The sequence below is a fragment of the Paraburkholderia sp. SECH2 genome, from assembly GCF_030464795.1.
Taxonomy (GTDB): domain Bacteria; phylum Pseudomonadota; class Gammaproteobacteria; order Burkholderiales; family Burkholderiaceae; genus Paraburkholderia; species Paraburkholderia aspalathi.
This window is the reverse complement of the sequence record NZ_JALPRH010000002.1, coordinates 485180-499648: the sequence shown is the minus strand read 5'-3', so window position 1 is coordinate 499648 and position 14469 is coordinate 485180. Positions and strand designations below refer to the sequence as shown.

Sequence of the window (14469 nt, the reverse complement as noted above, 5' to 3'; positions counted from 1 at the left end):
GCCGCGGCGTTACGCACTTGCGCCGAGACGGGCGGCGACCATGATCGCCTTCATCTCGCGCACGGCGTTGTCCCACCCGGCGAAGATCGCATGCGCGACGATCGCGTGACCGATATTCAATTCGACGATGCCTTCGATCGCGGCAATCTGCTGAACGTTGGTGTAGTGCAGGCCGTGACCCGCATTGACCTTGATGCCGAGTGTCGCGCCGAATTCGACGGCACGCACCACGCGCTCATATTCGCGCTGCTGTTCGGCGGGATCGTGCGCTTCGGCATAGCGGCCCGTGTGCAGCTCGATCACGGGCGCGCCCGCTTCGTGCGCGGCGCGGATTTGCGTTTCGTCCGGATCGATGAAGAGCGACACGCGCGAGCTCGCTTCGGCGAGTTGCCTGCATGCGGCGCGCACGGCTTCGAACTGGCCGACGACGTCGAGGCCGCCTTCAGTCGTCAGTTCCTGGCGCTTTTCCGGCACGAGGCAAGTGTCGTGCGGCTGCACTTCGCACGCGATGTCGAGCATTTCCTGCGTGACCGCGCATTCCAGATTCATGCGCGTTTTCAACAGCGGCCGCAGCTTGCGCACGTCGGCGTCGACGATATGGCGGCGGTCTTCACGCAGATGCAGCGTGATCACATCAGCGCCGGCCTCTTCGGCCATCAACGCGGCGCGGATCGGATCGGGGTAAGACGTGCCGCGCGCGTTGCGCAGCGTGGCGACGTGATCGATGTTCACGCCCAGGTCAATCACGTTCGGCGACGTAAGAAAGAAGCTCATAAGTTCTGCAAGTCGATCAGTATCTGGCGCGTCGCGAGCGGCGTGCCGCCAAGGTAAGTGTTGAGCAGAAAGCGCATCAGCGTTTTGCTTTGCGCCACAGTCTGCGCTCGATGGTAATCGTCCTTTTCCATATCGAGCAAGGTCTGTCCGGCAATCACCGGCCATTGCGCGGGCAGATCGTCGGAGGCTTCGCGCACGCCGCGCTCCGGATCGAACACGTAGCGACCTTCGGCCTGCACCGCTTTGCGCGCAACGGTGCGATCGAGCGCCATCGCATAACCGGTTTCCCGCAGCAGCACGCGCTCGAACGAACGCAGCACCTGCACGGGAGGCTCGTCATGCGCGAGGCGCGTCATCGTGACGACGTAGTGATGGAACAGTTGCGGATGCGGGTCTTCGCGCGCGCAGAATTTGACCAGCAGTTCGTTGACATAGAAACCGCAGAGCAGCGCGTCGCCCGCCAAAGGCAACATGCCGCCGACCCATTCGGCGCCGGTCAGCGTGCGCACTTCGGATTTGCCGGTCCACGACAAGGCGAGCGGCTGGAACGTCTGCAGCACGCCGCGCAAAGCGGAGTGCGGACGCTTCGCGCCCTTTGCGACGAGCGCAAGACGGCCGTGATCGCGCGACAGCACGTCGATGATCAGGCTGGTCTCACGATACGGATAGCTGTGCAGGACAAAAGCGGGTTGCTCAGCGATCCGGTAATCGGACGCGGAGGTGCGAGGCGCGCGGCGCGCCGGCGCTTTGCGCGGCTCGCCTTCGGCGCCTTGAGCGCCGCTTTGAGCACGCTGAGCGCTTTTGGCGCTCGATGAGGATTTTTTGGTACTGCGAGCCGGTTTGGACGGCTCGCGTGCCGGCGCTGCCGGCGCCGAGTCGTCCGGGTCAGCGTCGGAATTCAGCGTCATCCACGCGTCATTCGTACCCATACGCACGGAGTCCGGCTTCGTTGTCAGCCCAGCCGCTCTTCACCTTGATGAAGGTTTCCAGATACACCGGGCCGTCGAACAGCTTTTCCATATCAAGGCGCGCTTCGGTGCTGATCTGCTTCAGCTTGGCGCCCTTCTGGCCGATGATCATCGCTTTTTGCGTATCGCGCTCCACCAGGATGGTCGCGAAAATGCGGCGCAGACGCCCCTCGGTTTCGAACTTGTCGATCAGCACGGTGCTCGTGTACGGCAGTTCGTCGCCGGTCCAGCGGAACACTTTTTCGCGCAGGATTTCGGCGGCAAGAAAGCGCTCGCTACGATCGGTCAGATCGTCTTCGCCGTAAATCGGTGCGCCTTCCGGCAGGAACGGCTTGATCGTCTCCAGCAAACGCTTGATGTCGTCCGCATTCTTCGCCGACAGCGGCACGATCTCGTTGAACTGACGCAGCGCACTCACCTGCTGCATGAACGGATACAGCGAGTCCTTATCCGACACGCGATCGAGCTTGTTCGCGATCAGCAGCGTGGGTACCGACGGCGGAATCAGGTCGAGCACCTTCTGATCGTCCGGGCCGAAGCGGCCGGCTTCAATCACAAACAGAATCGCGTCGACCGAACTCAGCGTGGACGTGACCGCGCGGTTGAGCGAACGGTTCAGCGCGCCGCTGTGCTTGGTCTGGAAACCCGGCGTGTCGACGAAGATGTACTGCGCGTCTTCAAATGTGTGAATGCCGGTGATGCGGTGGCGCGTGGTCTGCGCCTTGCGCGACGTGATACTGACTTTCTGGCCGACCAGCGCATTCATCAGCGTGGATTTGCCGACGTTCGGGCGGCCAACGATCGCGACCATGCCGCAGCGAAAACCAGTGGGAGTGGGAGCGTTCATATTCGGGCTACGGCAGGTTCAGATCGACGCGCGGGGAATGGCGCGCCGATGGAAATCAATGGCCCGCATCGGCGACGCGGGTTTGCACCGCGTCGGCTACGCCGGGTTCGTGTTCGATAGGTGCCGGCACGCCAGGCGTGGGCACGGCTGCGCCGGGTGTGGTTTCACGGCTGCGGTGTTTGTCGGCGCTGCGGGAGACGGCTTCTGGCTTGGCTTCTGCGCCCTTTGCGTCTGCGGGCTTGGCTTCAGCAGCCTTTGCGTCTACGGGCTTCCCGGCTTCGGATCTGATTTCAGCAGATTTGGCGTCGGGCTTGTCGGCTGCCGCTTTGTCAGCAGACCTGTCAGCTCTCTCAGCGCGCTCTGACTTGTCCTGCCCGCTGTATTCCACGTGCGCGGCGCGAATCACCGCCAGCGGCGCGGACGTCGCGGTCAAGGTCTGCCGTTCGGCTACGGACTCCGCCGCCGGCGCCGAGCGTGTTTCACCCCGCCCAGTCCCGCGTTCGCTCTTGCGATCCGGGCTGCGCAAGTCGAGCGCGGCCTGTACGCCGGTCACGCCGGGCACGACCTCCTGCTCGGCATTCTTCGCGGCACGGGCACCCTTTGAACGCTTCGGCTTGGCGACCACGGCGGGCGCGGCAGCCATGACCTCGTCGAGCGCCTTCTTGGCCGCGGCCTGCTCGGCCGCACGACGGCTCGCGCCAGAACCGGACACCTTAACGTCCAGTTTCGGCACCGTGCACTCAACTTCAAATTGCTGATTGTGCGCCGCACCATGCGTCGCGACGACCGTGTAGGTTGGCAACGCGATCTTGTGGCCCTGCAGATACTCCTGCAGCAGCGTCTTGGCGTCCTTGCCGAGCGTGCGCGGGTCGATGTGATCGAGAATCGGAACGTAAAGGCGCTTGATGACCGTCTGGGCGGCATCGAACCCACCGTCGAGGAACACCGCGCCCAGCACGGCTTCGAGCGTGTCAGCGAGGATCGACGGACGGCGGAAGCCGCCGCTGCGCAGTTCGCCCTCACCGAGACGCAGGCCTTCAGAGATATTAAGGGCCTGAGCTATTTCGTAAAGCGACTGCTGTTTGACCAGATTGGCGCGGACGCGCGACAGGTCGCCTTCGTCCAGTTTGCCGAAACGTTGGAACAAAAGCGCAGCCACCGCGCAATTTAGAACGGAGTCGCCGAGAAACTCGAGCCGTTCGTTGTGCGTGGAGCTATGACTGCGGTGCGTTAAAGCCTGGCGCAACAATTCCGCATTGCGAAATTCGTAGCGCAGACGGCTTTCCAACGGAGATAGGGGCATGGGCAGAGTATAACGCGGGCGCCTGCCCCGGCGAAAACGCGGGACGGCCAGCGGAAAAAGCGTGGTGAAGCGACGTTACCGCAGATTCTTAAAGTAGCGTGATAACACGCCGCGACTGATGTGACCTAAGTGTGGGCCACCCGCGCGGCGTGCTGTGCGATCAAGACATGCGTGCTCAGTGGAATGAGCCGATGCGTTTCAGATCGCTGAAGTTCATCCAGATGAAAAACGCGCGACCGACAATATTTTTATCCGGCGCGAAACCCCAGTAACGGCTGTCCGCGCTGTTATCGCGGTTGTCGCCCATCATGAAGTAATTGCCAGGCGGCACTTTGCAGATCACGCCGCGTGCGTTGTACGTGCAGTTATCGCGATACGGATAATCTTCCGCGCCGACGATGAACGGCGGCACGGCCGGGTTGTTCAGAATCGCGTTCTTGCGGCCGTCGAGATTTTCTTCGAATTGCTTTGCGTAGCCGAGACGCTCTTCGTCGAGGTAGTCAGGCAGCGGCGTTTCCGGCACCGGCTTGCCGTTGATCGTCAGTTGCTTGTCCTGATAAGCGACAGTGTCGCCCGGCAGACCGATCACGCGCTTGATGTAGTCGACCGATTCGTCTTTCGGGTAGCGAAACACCACCACGTCGCCACGCTCGAGCGGACGGCCTTCGGTGATCTTCGTGTTGGTGATCGGCAGACGGATGCCGTAGTCGAATTTATTGACGAGGATGAAGTCGCCCACCAGCAGCGTCGGCACCATCGAACCCGACGGAATCTTGAACGGCTCGACCACGAACGAGCGCACCACGAACACCACCAGAATCACCGGGAAAAAGCTCGCCGAATACTCGAGCCACCACGGTTGACGCAGCTTGTCGTCACGCAGACGGGCACGCGTTTGCGCCGCGTTTTCGTCGGCGAAACGCTCGCCGACGCGCGCCTGCTGGCGGTCGAACTCGGCGACCACGGCTTCCGCCGCGCGCCGCCGTTGCGGCATGAAAACCAGTTTGTCTGCGACCCATGCGACGCCCGTCAAAATGACGAGCACAAAAAGAATCAGCGCAAAATTCATAGGGTTCCGTTGTTCGTCTTATTTGTCTTCGACACGCAGAATCGCGAGGAAAGCTTCTTGCGGAATCTCGACGGACCCGACCTGCTTCATTCGCTTCTTGCCTGCCTTTTGTTTCTCGAGCAGTTTCTTCTTACGGGAAATGTCGCCGCCGTAGCATTTTGCCAGCACGTTCTTACGCAAGGCTTTAATGTTCTCGCGGGCAATAATGTTCGAACCGATGGTGGCCTGAATCGCCACGTCGTACATCTGGCGCGGAATCAGTTCACGCATTTTCGCCGCGACTTCACGGCCGCGATACTGGCTTTGCGAACGGTGCACGATCACGGACAAGGCGTCCACCTTGTCGCCGTTGATCAGCATGTCGACCTTCACGACGTCGGCCGCGCGATATTCCTTGAACTCGTAATCCATCGACGCGTAGCCGCGCGAGATGGACTTCAGACGATCGAAGAAATCGAGCACGACTTCGCCCATCGGGATTTCGTAGGTCAACTGCACCTGACGGCCGTGGTACTGCATGTTGATCTGGTTGCCGCGCTTTTGCGTACACAGCGTGATCACCGAGCCGACGTAGTCTTGCGGCATGTACAGATTCACGGTGACGATCGGCTCGCGCACTTCTTCGATCTTCGAGGGCTCCGGCATCTTGGCCGGGTTTTCGACCATGAGGATCGTGCCATCGCGCTGCAGAACTTCGTACACCACGGTCGGCGCCGTGGTGATCAGGTCCATGTCGAACTCGCGCTCGAGACGCTCCTGCACGATCTCCATGTGCAGCAGGCCGAGGAAGCCGCAACGGAAACCGAAGCCGAGCGCCTGCGACACTTCCGGCTCGTACATCAGCGAGGCGTCGTTCAGCTTCAGCTTTTCCAGCGAGTCGCGCAGCGCGTCATACTGGTTCGCTTCGACCGGATAGAGACCGGCGAACACCTGCGGCTTCACTTCCTTGAAGCCCGGCAGCGGTTCGGCAGCAGGACGGTTCAACAGCGTGACGGTGTCCCCCACCTTCGCAGCGGCCAATTCCTTGATGCCGGCGATGATGAAACCCACCTGCCCCGCCGACAGCGATTCGAGGTTCTTCGACTTCGGCGTAAACACGCCGATATGCTCGACCGGATACTGCGCGCCGGTCGCCATCATTCGGATCTTGTCTTTCGGGCGCAGCGTGCCGTTGACGATACGCACCAGCATCACGACGCCCACGTAGTTATCGAACCACGAGTCGATGATCAGCGCCTGCAGCGGTGCTTCCGGATCGCCCTTGGGCGGCGGCACTTTAGCGACCAGCGCTTCGAGTACGTCTTCCACGCCGAGGCCGGTCTTCGCGCTGCAACGCGTCGCATCGGTTGCGTCGATACCGATCACGTCTTCGATTTCTTCGATCGCGTTCTCGGGATTCGCGGCCGGCAGATCGATCTTGTTGAGCACCGGAATAACGTCGACACCGAGTTCGATCGCGGTGTAGCAGTTGGCGACGGTTTGCGCTTCCACGCCCTGGCTTGCGTCAACGACCAGCAACGCGCCTTCACACGCGGACAGCGAGCGGCTGACTTCGTACGAGAAGTCGACGTGGCCCGGCGTATCGATCATGTTCAGGTTGTAGATCTGCCCGTCACGGGCTTTGTACGTCAGTGCAGCAGTTTGTGCCTTGATGGTGATACCGCGCTCGCGCTCGAGATCCATCGAGTCGAGCACTTGAGATTCCATCTCGCGGTCGGACAAGCCACCGCAGATCTGGATGATGCGATCAGCGAGCGTCGACTTGCCATGGTCGATGTGCGCAATGATCGAGAAGTTACGAATATGATCCATTCAGTGCCGATCAAGCAAAAAAGGCGCGCTCGGACAATAGCGGAGCACGCCTTGTAAGTAGGTGAAAAACCTATCTATTTTAGCCGAAAAGGCTATCGCCCGGCGCATCTTGCAAGGCTCGGGCGGAAAAGACGGCTTAGGAGAGACGTGAAACGGGGTGTGAACAGCGCACGTTCGCGCCTGTTTTGGACCCTTAACCGGATCCCGGATGGGTTACTACAACGCGTGCAGTAAGCGCGGCGCGAACCCGCGCCACGTCAAGGTGATAGTGACACAGTTCGACGCCGTCACAGACCAGAACCGGAACCAGCTCGTTATAACGGGCTTCCAGCAAAGGATCCGTGTCGACGTCGATCACGACGACTTGCGCAGCGAATTCGGCCAGCAACGGCTCGAGCGCGGCGCGCATGTCGTCGCATAAGTGGCACCACGCGCGCCCGTAGAGCGTGAGTGGCGCCATTGACTTCATTTCTGGGCGCTGCGCGGGCGAATCGGCACGAACTGCGTGTTCTCGCCGCGACGGACCAGCAACGCAACCATCTTCTGCGGGTCGAGGTGCGCTGTCAGCTCGTCGAACTGCTTCGCGCTCGTGATATCCGTATCGCCCACACGCAGGACGATGTCGCCCTTTTGCAGTCCAACGCGCACGGCCGGGCCGTCTACCGCGTCGATCTGCACACCGTTGCGCAGCTTCAGCGCCTTCATCTGGTCGGCGGGGATATCGCTAACGGCAAGACCCAACACGTTCGTGGCGCGCTGCTTCGGCACCGGCGGCTTCTTATCATCCGCCTTGGTGGTCTTGTCCGGCTGCATCTCGGCAATCGTGACAGGCAGATCGCGCGTCTGACCCTTGCGCCAGATCGTAATGGTCGACTTGGTGCCCGGCTTCGTATCGCCGACCATACGCGGCAAGTCCGTTGCCGTGTCGACCGAATGGCCATTGAACTTCAGGATGATGTCGCCCGGCTGCACGCCGGCTTTGTCTGCCGGGCCACCCGGTTCGACGCTGCTGACCAGCGCGCCCTGCGCCTTCGGCAAACCAAGCGAATCGGCAACATCTTTAGTGACTTCACCGATCGCCACCGCGATCCGGCCACGCACGACTTTGCCCGATGCCTTCAGCTGATCGGCCACGCGCATCGCCTCGTCGATCGGAATCGCGAACGAGATGCCCATGAAGCCGCCAGTACGGCTGTAAATCTGCGAATTGATGCCGATCACTTCGCCCTGCATATTGATCAGCGGACCGCCCGAATTACCCGGATTGACGGCCACGTCAGTCTGGATGAACGGCAGATAATCGCCCGTATCGCGCCCCTTGGCGCTGACGATACCGGCTGTCACCGTGTTCTCGAGACCAAACGGCGAACCGATTGCCACCACCCACTCGCCCACCCGCACCTTGTTCGAATCACCGATCGTGATGGTCGGCAAGTTGGCCGCGCTGATCTTCACGACGGCAACATCGGTCCGATCGTCCACGCCGATCAGTTTGGCTTTGAACTCGCGCTTGTCAGTGAGAGTGACGTAAATGGTGTCTGCGTCGTCCACGACGTGCGCGTTGGTCATCACGTAGCCGTCCGCCGACAGAATGAAGCCTGAGCCGACGCCGCTGTTCTGTTCGGGATCGCTGTTATCCGGCGAGTCCTGGTTGCCGCCACTGCCGCTGCCACCGTTGTCGCCACCGCGTGGCGAACCCGGCGATTGCGGCGACTGCGGTAACGGGATGCCGAAGAAGCGCCGGAAAAACTCCGACATGTCGCCGTCGTCCATGCCTGGCGGCAACCCGCCGCGAGCACCGCTGGTCGACACGCGCGTGGTCGTGCGAATGTTGACGACTGCCGGGCCGACCTTGTCGACGAGGTCAGTAAAGTCGGGCAGATTGGCTGCGGGAGCGGCCGATGCCGTGTGCGGCACGAGCGGCAAACACGCCGCTACCACCGCGGCCGCGAGGAATTTGCGCACCGAGAAAGTCGTCATATCGTAGCAAGCCGAGGGATTCGTGTGATTCGGAGGATTACTTCGGAGCTTTATATTCTATGGCAGACGCAAATTGCTGCAATGTGGTCTGGGGCACTTCACCAAGCAGAGTAATCCAGAAGTCGCCGCGCCGCTTGACCAGCACGTGCGTGGCGCCGCTACTGCCCGCGCCTTCCTTGCGAGTATTGTTCTCGACCGGCTCGACGAATACCGAAATGGCCGCAAGGCCGTCGGAGAATACAGCCTGATCAACCGGAATGGTGGGCTGGCCGGGGTCACGCGCGGCCATGGGACGGCGAAGCTCGCGAATCTTGCGGAAGCCCGGCACCGTCGGCGTGATTTGCCAGCCTTGCGCAGCCATATCGACCGGCTCGACCGGCGGACGCACTACCGTCCAACCCGTTGTATTACGAATGCCGTTGACGATGGCGGTCTTGTCGACCGGCACGCCGATACGAATCTGCGAAAACGACAACTGTTCGAGCACCTGGCCGTTCGGATCGAGCGTTTGCGCACGCAACAGCAGGCCGGTCTTCTTGTCGGCCCACAGTTTGTAAGCAAAGCGATATGCGTCTTTCGGATCGAGCTCGATTACCTGGCTATCGATACCCGCGACGCGGTCGTCGCCGAGCAGCTTCGGCTCGTAGACGGACAGCACCTGCTCGCCGCTTACAGCGAGCAGCGCGGGAAACGAATCTTTGTTCTGGCGCTTCTCGACCACGCACAGATGTCGCTCGGGCACGAACGTGTAGAGATCTTCGTTGTGACGAAGCATTTTGCGCGGCTTGCCGTCGAGGCTTTCGAGTTGCTCGAATTCGCCGTCAGTACGGGTCGCGTAGTGCGCGATCCGCGACGTCTGGACGAAATTGCCGCGCTGATAGACAAACGCACCCTCGTAGTTCTGCTGCTGGGCAGCCTGATGAATGCGATCGAGCAGCTCTGCGGCCGTGCGACGGGCGACGAGCGGATCGTCGGTTTGTGCAAAGACCCGCGGCGTGGCGGACAACAATACGGCTGCGCAGAACAGAAATGCCGGCAGCCGCCCCCAGATAGTCGTTTTATTCAACCGCGGAGTCTGCATCAAACTATTGGCCTTGCGTAGAAACGGCGGCAGCGCGAATCAGCGGCATCGAGCCCGGCATGACCGGCTGTTGCGCGAATTGCTGGTGAGCTTCCAGATACTGATCGAGACTGGCGTCACGAATGATGTTGGCGTCTTGCGCAACCGGCTGGAGCGTAGCGGCCGGCACCGACGCCATAGCCACACGTTGCAGCGAACCACCATGCGACTGGGTCGACGCAACTTGCGCCACACCCGGGCCGCCCGGCACGCCTTGCAGTTGCGGCACGACGATCCACGTCAGCGTGGCAGCGGCGGCGGCAACAGCAAACGCCGGCACAACGCGGCGGCGCAGCGCCAGCAAACGCCGCGCGACCGGCATTGCAGCAGGCGCGAGCACGTGCGGCTCATTGTCGAAACGTGCGGCAAAACCGCTCAGAAACGCGCTGCTCGCCGCCGGGCTGACCGCCAGATCGTCGGAACGCAAAGCGTCGCCGATCAGGTGATAGCACGACCAGGCGGCACGATCTTCGCCGTCCAGTTCGGAAACAAACGTGTTCAGATGCTCTTCGCCGAACAGCTCACCGTCGACAAAAGCGGACAGACGCTCGCCGCGCGAGCTGGCTTGCGATTGCATCGAGACCGACCCCATGATGCTCCCCATCTTACAAATACCCCGTAGTGACACCACTAATCCAGATATTGCACCCGCGCCCCGTCCGGCGGGCTGGTGTTTACCAGCGCTTGCCTTCAGGTGTGTCAAGCAACGGACGCAATTTTGCCGCAATGGCTTCGCGAGCGCGGAAAATTCGTGATCTGACTGTGCCAATTGGGCAACCCATCATCTCAGCGATTTCCTCGTAACTCAAACCTTCAATTTCACGAAGAGTAATGGCGGTGCGCAACTCTTCCGGTAAAACCGCCATCGCAGCATTGACCGTCTCAGCGATCTGCTTGCTCATCAACATCGACTCAGGCGTGTTGATATCCCTTAGTTGGTCGGCGTCCGAGAAAGTTTCAGCTTCTTCAGCATCTGCTTCGGTCGAAGTCGGTGCGCGCCGCCCTTGGGTCGCAAGGTAGTTCTTTGCCGTATTGACCGCAATCCGGTACAACCACGTATAAAAGGCCGATTCGCCGCGAAATTGCGGCAACGCCCGGTACGCCTTGATAAAGGCGTCCTGAGCGACGTCTTCCACTTCGGCCGGGTCCCGCACGAGGCGGGAGATCAGCCGGAGAATCTTGCGGTGGTATTTGGAGACCAGAAGCTCGAACGCGGCCTTGTCGCCCTTCTGGACGCGCTCGACCAGCACCTGATCAATTTCTTTTTCGCTCACCTGATAAATCCGTTAACTATAGGGCGCATGGCGGGGGACCATTGTAGCGTCCCCATCATCGCGGCACGTTACTCCGGTAACAGCGGTTACAGTCGTTACAGTCAGGCGCCGGCGCCACGCCGGCCCAGCACGGCCAGCTCCCGGAAAACGGACGCAGGAAGCGCGTCGGCAGCAAGAAGCAGCGTGCGGCAGCGCCCATGATCCGGCGCCAGCGCCAGAACGAGCAGGCGACCGCTCCATTGCGCACAGCCGGCAATGCGACCCTGCGTCAACAAACTGCCGGCCCGGTTCCAGGTGGACACTCCGTCTGGGCCGATTTTCAGCGCGACCGGCTGCGCATGCTCATGCTTTACCGCACAGAGCGTCAGCAGCGCCCACACGGCAAGCGTCAACGGAACCGCCTGCCAGGCGCCCAGATGCGACGCGAAGCATGTATAGGCAGCGCCAGTCGCCATCAGGACGAACATACCCAAAGCGGCGCGCATGGCGACGGAGCGCCGCAACGTGATCCGCTGTGGCGCTCCGTCGGGCGTTGCCGATTCGAGGGAAACCGCCGGGCAAGCCGGCGTTTTCGACTGGCGTGTCAGCAAGCGATCAGGCGCGCTTGAAGACCAGCGTGCCATTCGTGCCGCCGAACCCGAACGAGTTCTTCAGCGCGACGTCGATCTTCATCTCCCGCGCGGTGTTGGCGCAGTAATCGAGATCGCAGGCGGGATCCTGATTGAAGATGTTGATTGTCGGCGGCGACACCTGATGATGCACGGCGAGCACGGTGAACACGGACTCCAGACCGCCGGCGCCGCCCAACAGGTGACCTGTCATCGACTTGGTCGAATTCACGACCATGTCTTTGGCGTGGTCGCCGAAAGCGCGCTTGATGCCGGTGGTTTCAGCCAGGTCGCCCAGCGGCGTGGACGTGCCGTGCGCGTTCAGGTAATTCACCTGATCCGAATTGATGCCCGCATTCTTCAACGCGGCCAGCATGCAGCGGCGCGCGCCGTCGCCATCTTCCAGCGGAGCGGTCATGTGATAGGCGTCGCCGCTCATCCCGTAGCCGCTGATTTCGGCGTAAATCTTCGCGCCACGCGCCTTCGCGTGTTCGTACTCTTCGAGCACCATCACGCCGGCGCCTTCGCCCAGCACGAAACCGTCGCGATCCTTGTCCCACGGACGGCTCGCCGTTGCCGGATCGTCATTGCGTTGCGACAGCGCACGCGCCGCCGCAAAGCCACCGACGCCGAGCGGCGACACGGTCGATTCGGCACCGCCTGCGATCATCACGTCGGCGTCGCCGTATTCGATCAGGCGCGAAGCCTCGCCGATACAGTGCAGACCCGTGGTACACGCGGTAACGATGGCGAGATTCGGACCCTTGATGCCGAACTTGATCGACAGGTGACCGGAGATCATGTTGATGATCGATGCCGGCACGAAGAACGGCGAAATACGGCGCGGGCCGCGATTGAGCAGCTCGGTTTGCGTCGCTTCGATCATCGGCAGACCGCCGATGCCCGAACCGACCACCACGCCGATGCGCTCCGAATTTTCGTCGGTGACTTCGAGGCCGCTGTCCTGCATCGCCTGGATGCCGGCCGCGACGCCGTAATGGATAAACGTATCCATGTGGCGCGCTTCCTTACCGGGGATGTAGTCCTCGATGTTGAAGCCCTTCACCTCGCCGGCGAAACGAGTCGAGAAGTTCGACGCATCGAACTTCGTGATATTGGCAATACCCGACTTGCCGGCGACCAGATTGGCCCAGCCGTCGGCAACATTATTGCCAACAGGCGAAATCAGCCCCAGGCCTGTAACAACAACACGACGGCGGCTCACGGTAACCCCTTTTTCATAGATGACAAAAGCACAAAAGCCACAGCGGCCACAGGAACCTGCCCTGTGTGCCCTGTGGCTGTTAGCCGCCCCCTACCCCCGGCGCTTCGCACCAGGTCCCCCCGAGAGGGGCAAGAAAACTTGGGGCGGCCCGGCGTTTTCTTGAAAGTCGGCAATCGCGCGAAAAGTTGCGCTGTCAACATCGCTGGCTCCTGCACGGCAAAAAGCGCCAGCCCTGCTGGCGTCGGAAACCGACACGGCAGGGCGTCATACGCCGCCAACGCAGAAACGCAGGCGCGAATGACTTTAGGCCTTGACGTTCGCGCGAGCGTAGTCGATCGCTTGCTGAACGGTAGTGATCTTCTCGGCTTCTTCATCCGGAATTTCCATGCCGAATTCGTCTTCGAGGGCCATCACGAGTTCAACGGTGTCGAGCGAGTCGGCGCCGAGGTCGTTCACGAACGAAGCTTCGTTCTTGATCTCAGCTTCTGCAACGCCCAGTTGTTCTGCGACGATCTTCTTGACGCGCTGTTCGATATTGTCCATTACCCCTCCAAGGGAAAAGAAGTTCAAAAATACAGGTGCGCGCATTTTATCAGGTTTGACCCGGCAAAAAAGCGGCGCATCGGGTTCCTGTCAAGGCATGCGCCTTACGCTTTTGCAAACGCGTCAAGGCGCGGATAGTAACCGAATTTGGTTACGACATGTACATTCCGCCGTTCACATGCAATGTCGTGCCGGTGATATAGCCCGCTTGCGGCGACGCGAGGAACGCCACAGCGTGTGCGATGTCGTCCGGGCTGCCGAGGCGGCCGAGCGGAATCTGCGTCTTCAGTGCGGCTTGCTGCTCTTCCGGCAGGGTCTTGGTCATGTCGGTATCGATGAAGCCTGGCGCCACGCAATTCACCGTGATGCCGCGGCTGCCGATCTCGCGTGCCAACGCACGCGTCATGCCTGCTACGCCCGCTTTCGCGGCTGCATAGTTGACCTGCCCCGGGTTGCCGGCCGAGCCGACCACCGACGTGATGTTGATGATCCGGCCACCCTTGGCCTTCATCATCGGACGCAGCACCGCGCGCGACAGGCGGAAGACCGACTTGAGATTGGTGTCGATCACCGCGTCCCAGTCGTCGTCCTTCATGCGCATGGCGAGCTGGTCCTGCGTGATGCCGGCGTTGTTCACCAGCACGTGCAGCGCGCCGAATTCCTTCACGGTGCCGTCGATCAGCGCTTCGGCTGCGGCGGCGTCGTTGACGTTGAGCACCGCGCCGCGGCCGCTTACGCCAGCCGCGTTAAAGGCTTCGCTGATCGCTGCCGCGCCGCTTTCGCTGGTTGCCGTGCCGATCACCGTCGCGCCCTGGCGCGCCAGTTCCAGCGCGATCGCACGGCCGATGCCGCGCGATGCGCCCGTCACGATTGCGATTTGCTTGTCGAGAGTCTTTTCCATCTGTCAGTCCGAATGCCCTTTCGGAGGGCTGATTGATTCTTGATG

The 14469-nt window shown here is 61.4% G+C and carries 15 protein-coding genes; all 15 read right to left on the bottom strand.

The window, feature by feature from the left end:
* Positions 1-9: 9 nt before the first annotated feature.
* Positions 10-774, bottom strand: coding sequence for a pyridoxine 5'-phosphate synthase (gene pdxJ / locus M0D66_RS06695; protein WP_200652973.1), 765 nt, complete (start codon positions 772-774; stop codon positions 10-12).
* Entirely contained in the window at positions 771-1703 is a 933-nt protein-coding gene (gene recO, locus M0D66_RS06690; RefSeq protein WP_200618377.1) for a DNA repair protein RecO, read from the bottom strand. Before recO ends, pdxJ begins: the two co-directional genes overlap by 4 nt.
* The gene (gene era / locus M0D66_RS06685) at positions 1690-2589 is read right to left on the bottom strand and encodes a GTPase Era (RefSeq protein WP_200652972.1); all 900 of its coding nucleotides are present in this window, start codon (positions 2587-2589) and stop codon (positions 1690-1692) included. The genes recO and era overlap by 14 nt, the downstream gene beginning before the upstream one ends.
* A 55-nt stretch (positions 2590-2644) precedes the next feature.
* On the bottom strand, positions 2645-3892 hold the full coding sequence (gene rnc, locus M0D66_RS06680; protein WP_200652971.1) for a ribonuclease III: 1248 nt from the start codon (positions 3890-3892) through the stop codon (positions 2645-2647).
* Between the two features lie 175 nt (positions 3893-4067).
* Positions 4068-4961, bottom strand: a complete 894-nt coding sequence (gene lepB / locus M0D66_RS06675; RefSeq protein WP_054036224.1) for a signal peptidase I — start codon at positions 4959-4961, stop codon at positions 4068-4070.
* Positions 4962-4979: 18 nt separating this feature from the next.
* Entirely contained in the window at positions 4980-6773 is a 1794-nt protein-coding gene (gene lepA, locus M0D66_RS06670) for a translation elongation factor 4 (protein ID WP_093640463.1), read from the bottom strand.
* Between the two features lie 193 nt (positions 6774-6966).
* A complete protein-coding gene (locus M0D66_RS06665; RefSeq protein WP_211706015.1) occupies positions 6967-7242 on the bottom strand; it encodes a glutaredoxin family protein in 276 nt (91 codons plus the stop codon).
* On the bottom strand, positions 7239-8753 hold the full coding sequence (locus tag M0D66_RS06660; protein ID WP_211706016.1) for a DegQ family serine endoprotease: 1515 nt from the start codon (positions 8751-8753) through the stop codon (positions 7239-7241). Before M0D66_RS06660 ends, M0D66_RS06665 begins: the two co-directional genes overlap by 4 nt.
* A gap of 37 nt (positions 8754-8790) precedes the next feature.
* Entirely contained in the window at positions 8791-9834 is a 1044-nt protein-coding gene (locus M0D66_RS06655) for a MucB/RseB C-terminal domain-containing protein (RefSeq protein WP_093640668.1), read from the bottom strand.
* Between the two features lie 4 nt (positions 9835-9838).
* Positions 9839-10465, bottom strand: coding sequence for a sigma-E factor negative regulatory protein (locus M0D66_RS06650; RefSeq protein WP_211706017.1), 627 nt, complete (start codon positions 10463-10465; stop codon positions 9839-9841).
* Positions 10466-10547: 82 nt separating this feature from the next.
* Positions 10548-11147, bottom strand: a complete 600-nt coding sequence (rpoE, locus tag M0D66_RS06645) for an RNA polymerase sigma factor RpoE (protein WP_006051939.1) — start codon at positions 11145-11147, stop codon at positions 10548-10550.
* Positions 11148-11248: 101 nt separating this feature from the next.
* On the bottom strand, positions 11249-11632 hold the full coding sequence (locus tag M0D66_RS06640; RefSeq protein ID WP_266210363.1) for a protein YgfX: 384 nt from the start codon (positions 11630-11632) through the stop codon (positions 11249-11251).
* Between the two features lie 109 nt (positions 11633-11741).
* Positions 11742-12980 (bottom strand): beta-ketoacyl-ACP synthase II, encoded by a 1239-nt coding sequence (gene fabF, locus M0D66_RS06635; RefSeq protein WP_093640472.1) that lies wholly within the window; start codon positions 12978-12980, stop codon positions 11742-11744.
* Positions 12981-13283: 303 nt separating this feature from the next.
* Entirely contained in the window at positions 13284-13523 is a 240-nt protein-coding gene (gene acpP / locus M0D66_RS06630; RefSeq protein WP_004197638.1) for an acyl carrier protein, read from the bottom strand.
* A 151-nt stretch (positions 13524-13674) separates the two neighbouring features.
* Positions 13675-14424 (bottom strand): 3-oxoacyl-ACP reductase FabG, encoded by a 750-nt coding sequence (fabG, locus tag M0D66_RS06625; RefSeq protein WP_093640475.1) that lies wholly within the window; start codon positions 14422-14424, stop codon positions 13675-13677.
* Between the last annotated feature and the right edge of the window lie 45 nt (positions 14425-14469).

Excerpts from the sequence above, each read along its gene's own strand:
- pdxJ (WP_200652973.1), bottom strand. The coding sequence starts at position 774 with ATGAGCTTCTTTCTTACGTCGCCGAACGTGATTGACCTGGGCGTGAAC.
- recO (WP_200618377.1), bottom strand. The coding sequence starts at position 1,703 with ATGGGTACGAATGACGCGTGGATGACGCTGAATTCCGACGCTGACCCG.
- era (WP_200652972.1), bottom strand. The coding sequence starts at position 2,589 with ATGAACGCTCCCACTCCCACTGGTTTTCGCTGCGGCATGGTCGCGATC.
- rnc (WP_200652971.1), bottom strand. The coding sequence starts at position 3,892 with ATGCCCCTATCTCCGTTGGAAAGCCGTCTGCGCTACGAATTTCGCAAT.
- lepB (WP_054036224.1), bottom strand. The coding sequence starts at position 4,961 with ATGAATTTTGCGCTGATTCTTTTTGTGCTCGTCATTTTGACGGGCGTC.
- lepA (WP_093640463.1), bottom strand. The coding sequence starts at position 6,773 with ATGGATCATATTCGTAACTTCTCGATCATTGCGCACATCGACCATGGC.
- M0D66_RS06665 (WP_211706015.1), bottom strand. The coding sequence starts at position 7,242 with ATGAAGTCAATGGCGCCACTCACGCTCTACGGGCGCGCGTGGTGCCAC.
- M0D66_RS06660 (WP_211706016.1), bottom strand. The coding sequence starts at position 8,753 with ATGACGACTTTCTCGGTGCGCAAATTCCTCGCGGCCGCGGTGGTAGCG.
- M0D66_RS06655 (WP_093640668.1), bottom strand. The coding sequence starts at position 9,834 with ATGCAGACTCCGCGGTTGAATAAAACGACTATCTGGGGGCGGCTGCCG.
- M0D66_RS06650 (WP_211706017.1), bottom strand. The coding sequence starts at position 10,465 with ATGGGGTCGGTCTCGATGCAATCGCAAGCCAGCTCGCGCGGCGAGCGT.
- M0D66_RS06640 (WP_266210363.1), bottom strand. The coding sequence starts at position 11,632 with ATGCGCGCCGCTTTGGGTATGTTCGTCCTGATGGCGACTGGCGCTGCC.
- acpP (WP_004197638.1), bottom strand. The coding sequence starts at position 13,523 with ATGGACAATATCGAACAGCGCGTCAAGAAGATCGTCGCAGAACAACTG.
- fabG (WP_093640475.1), bottom strand. The coding sequence starts at position 14,424 with ATGGAAAAGACTCTCGACAAGCAAATCGCAATCGTGACGGGCGCATCG.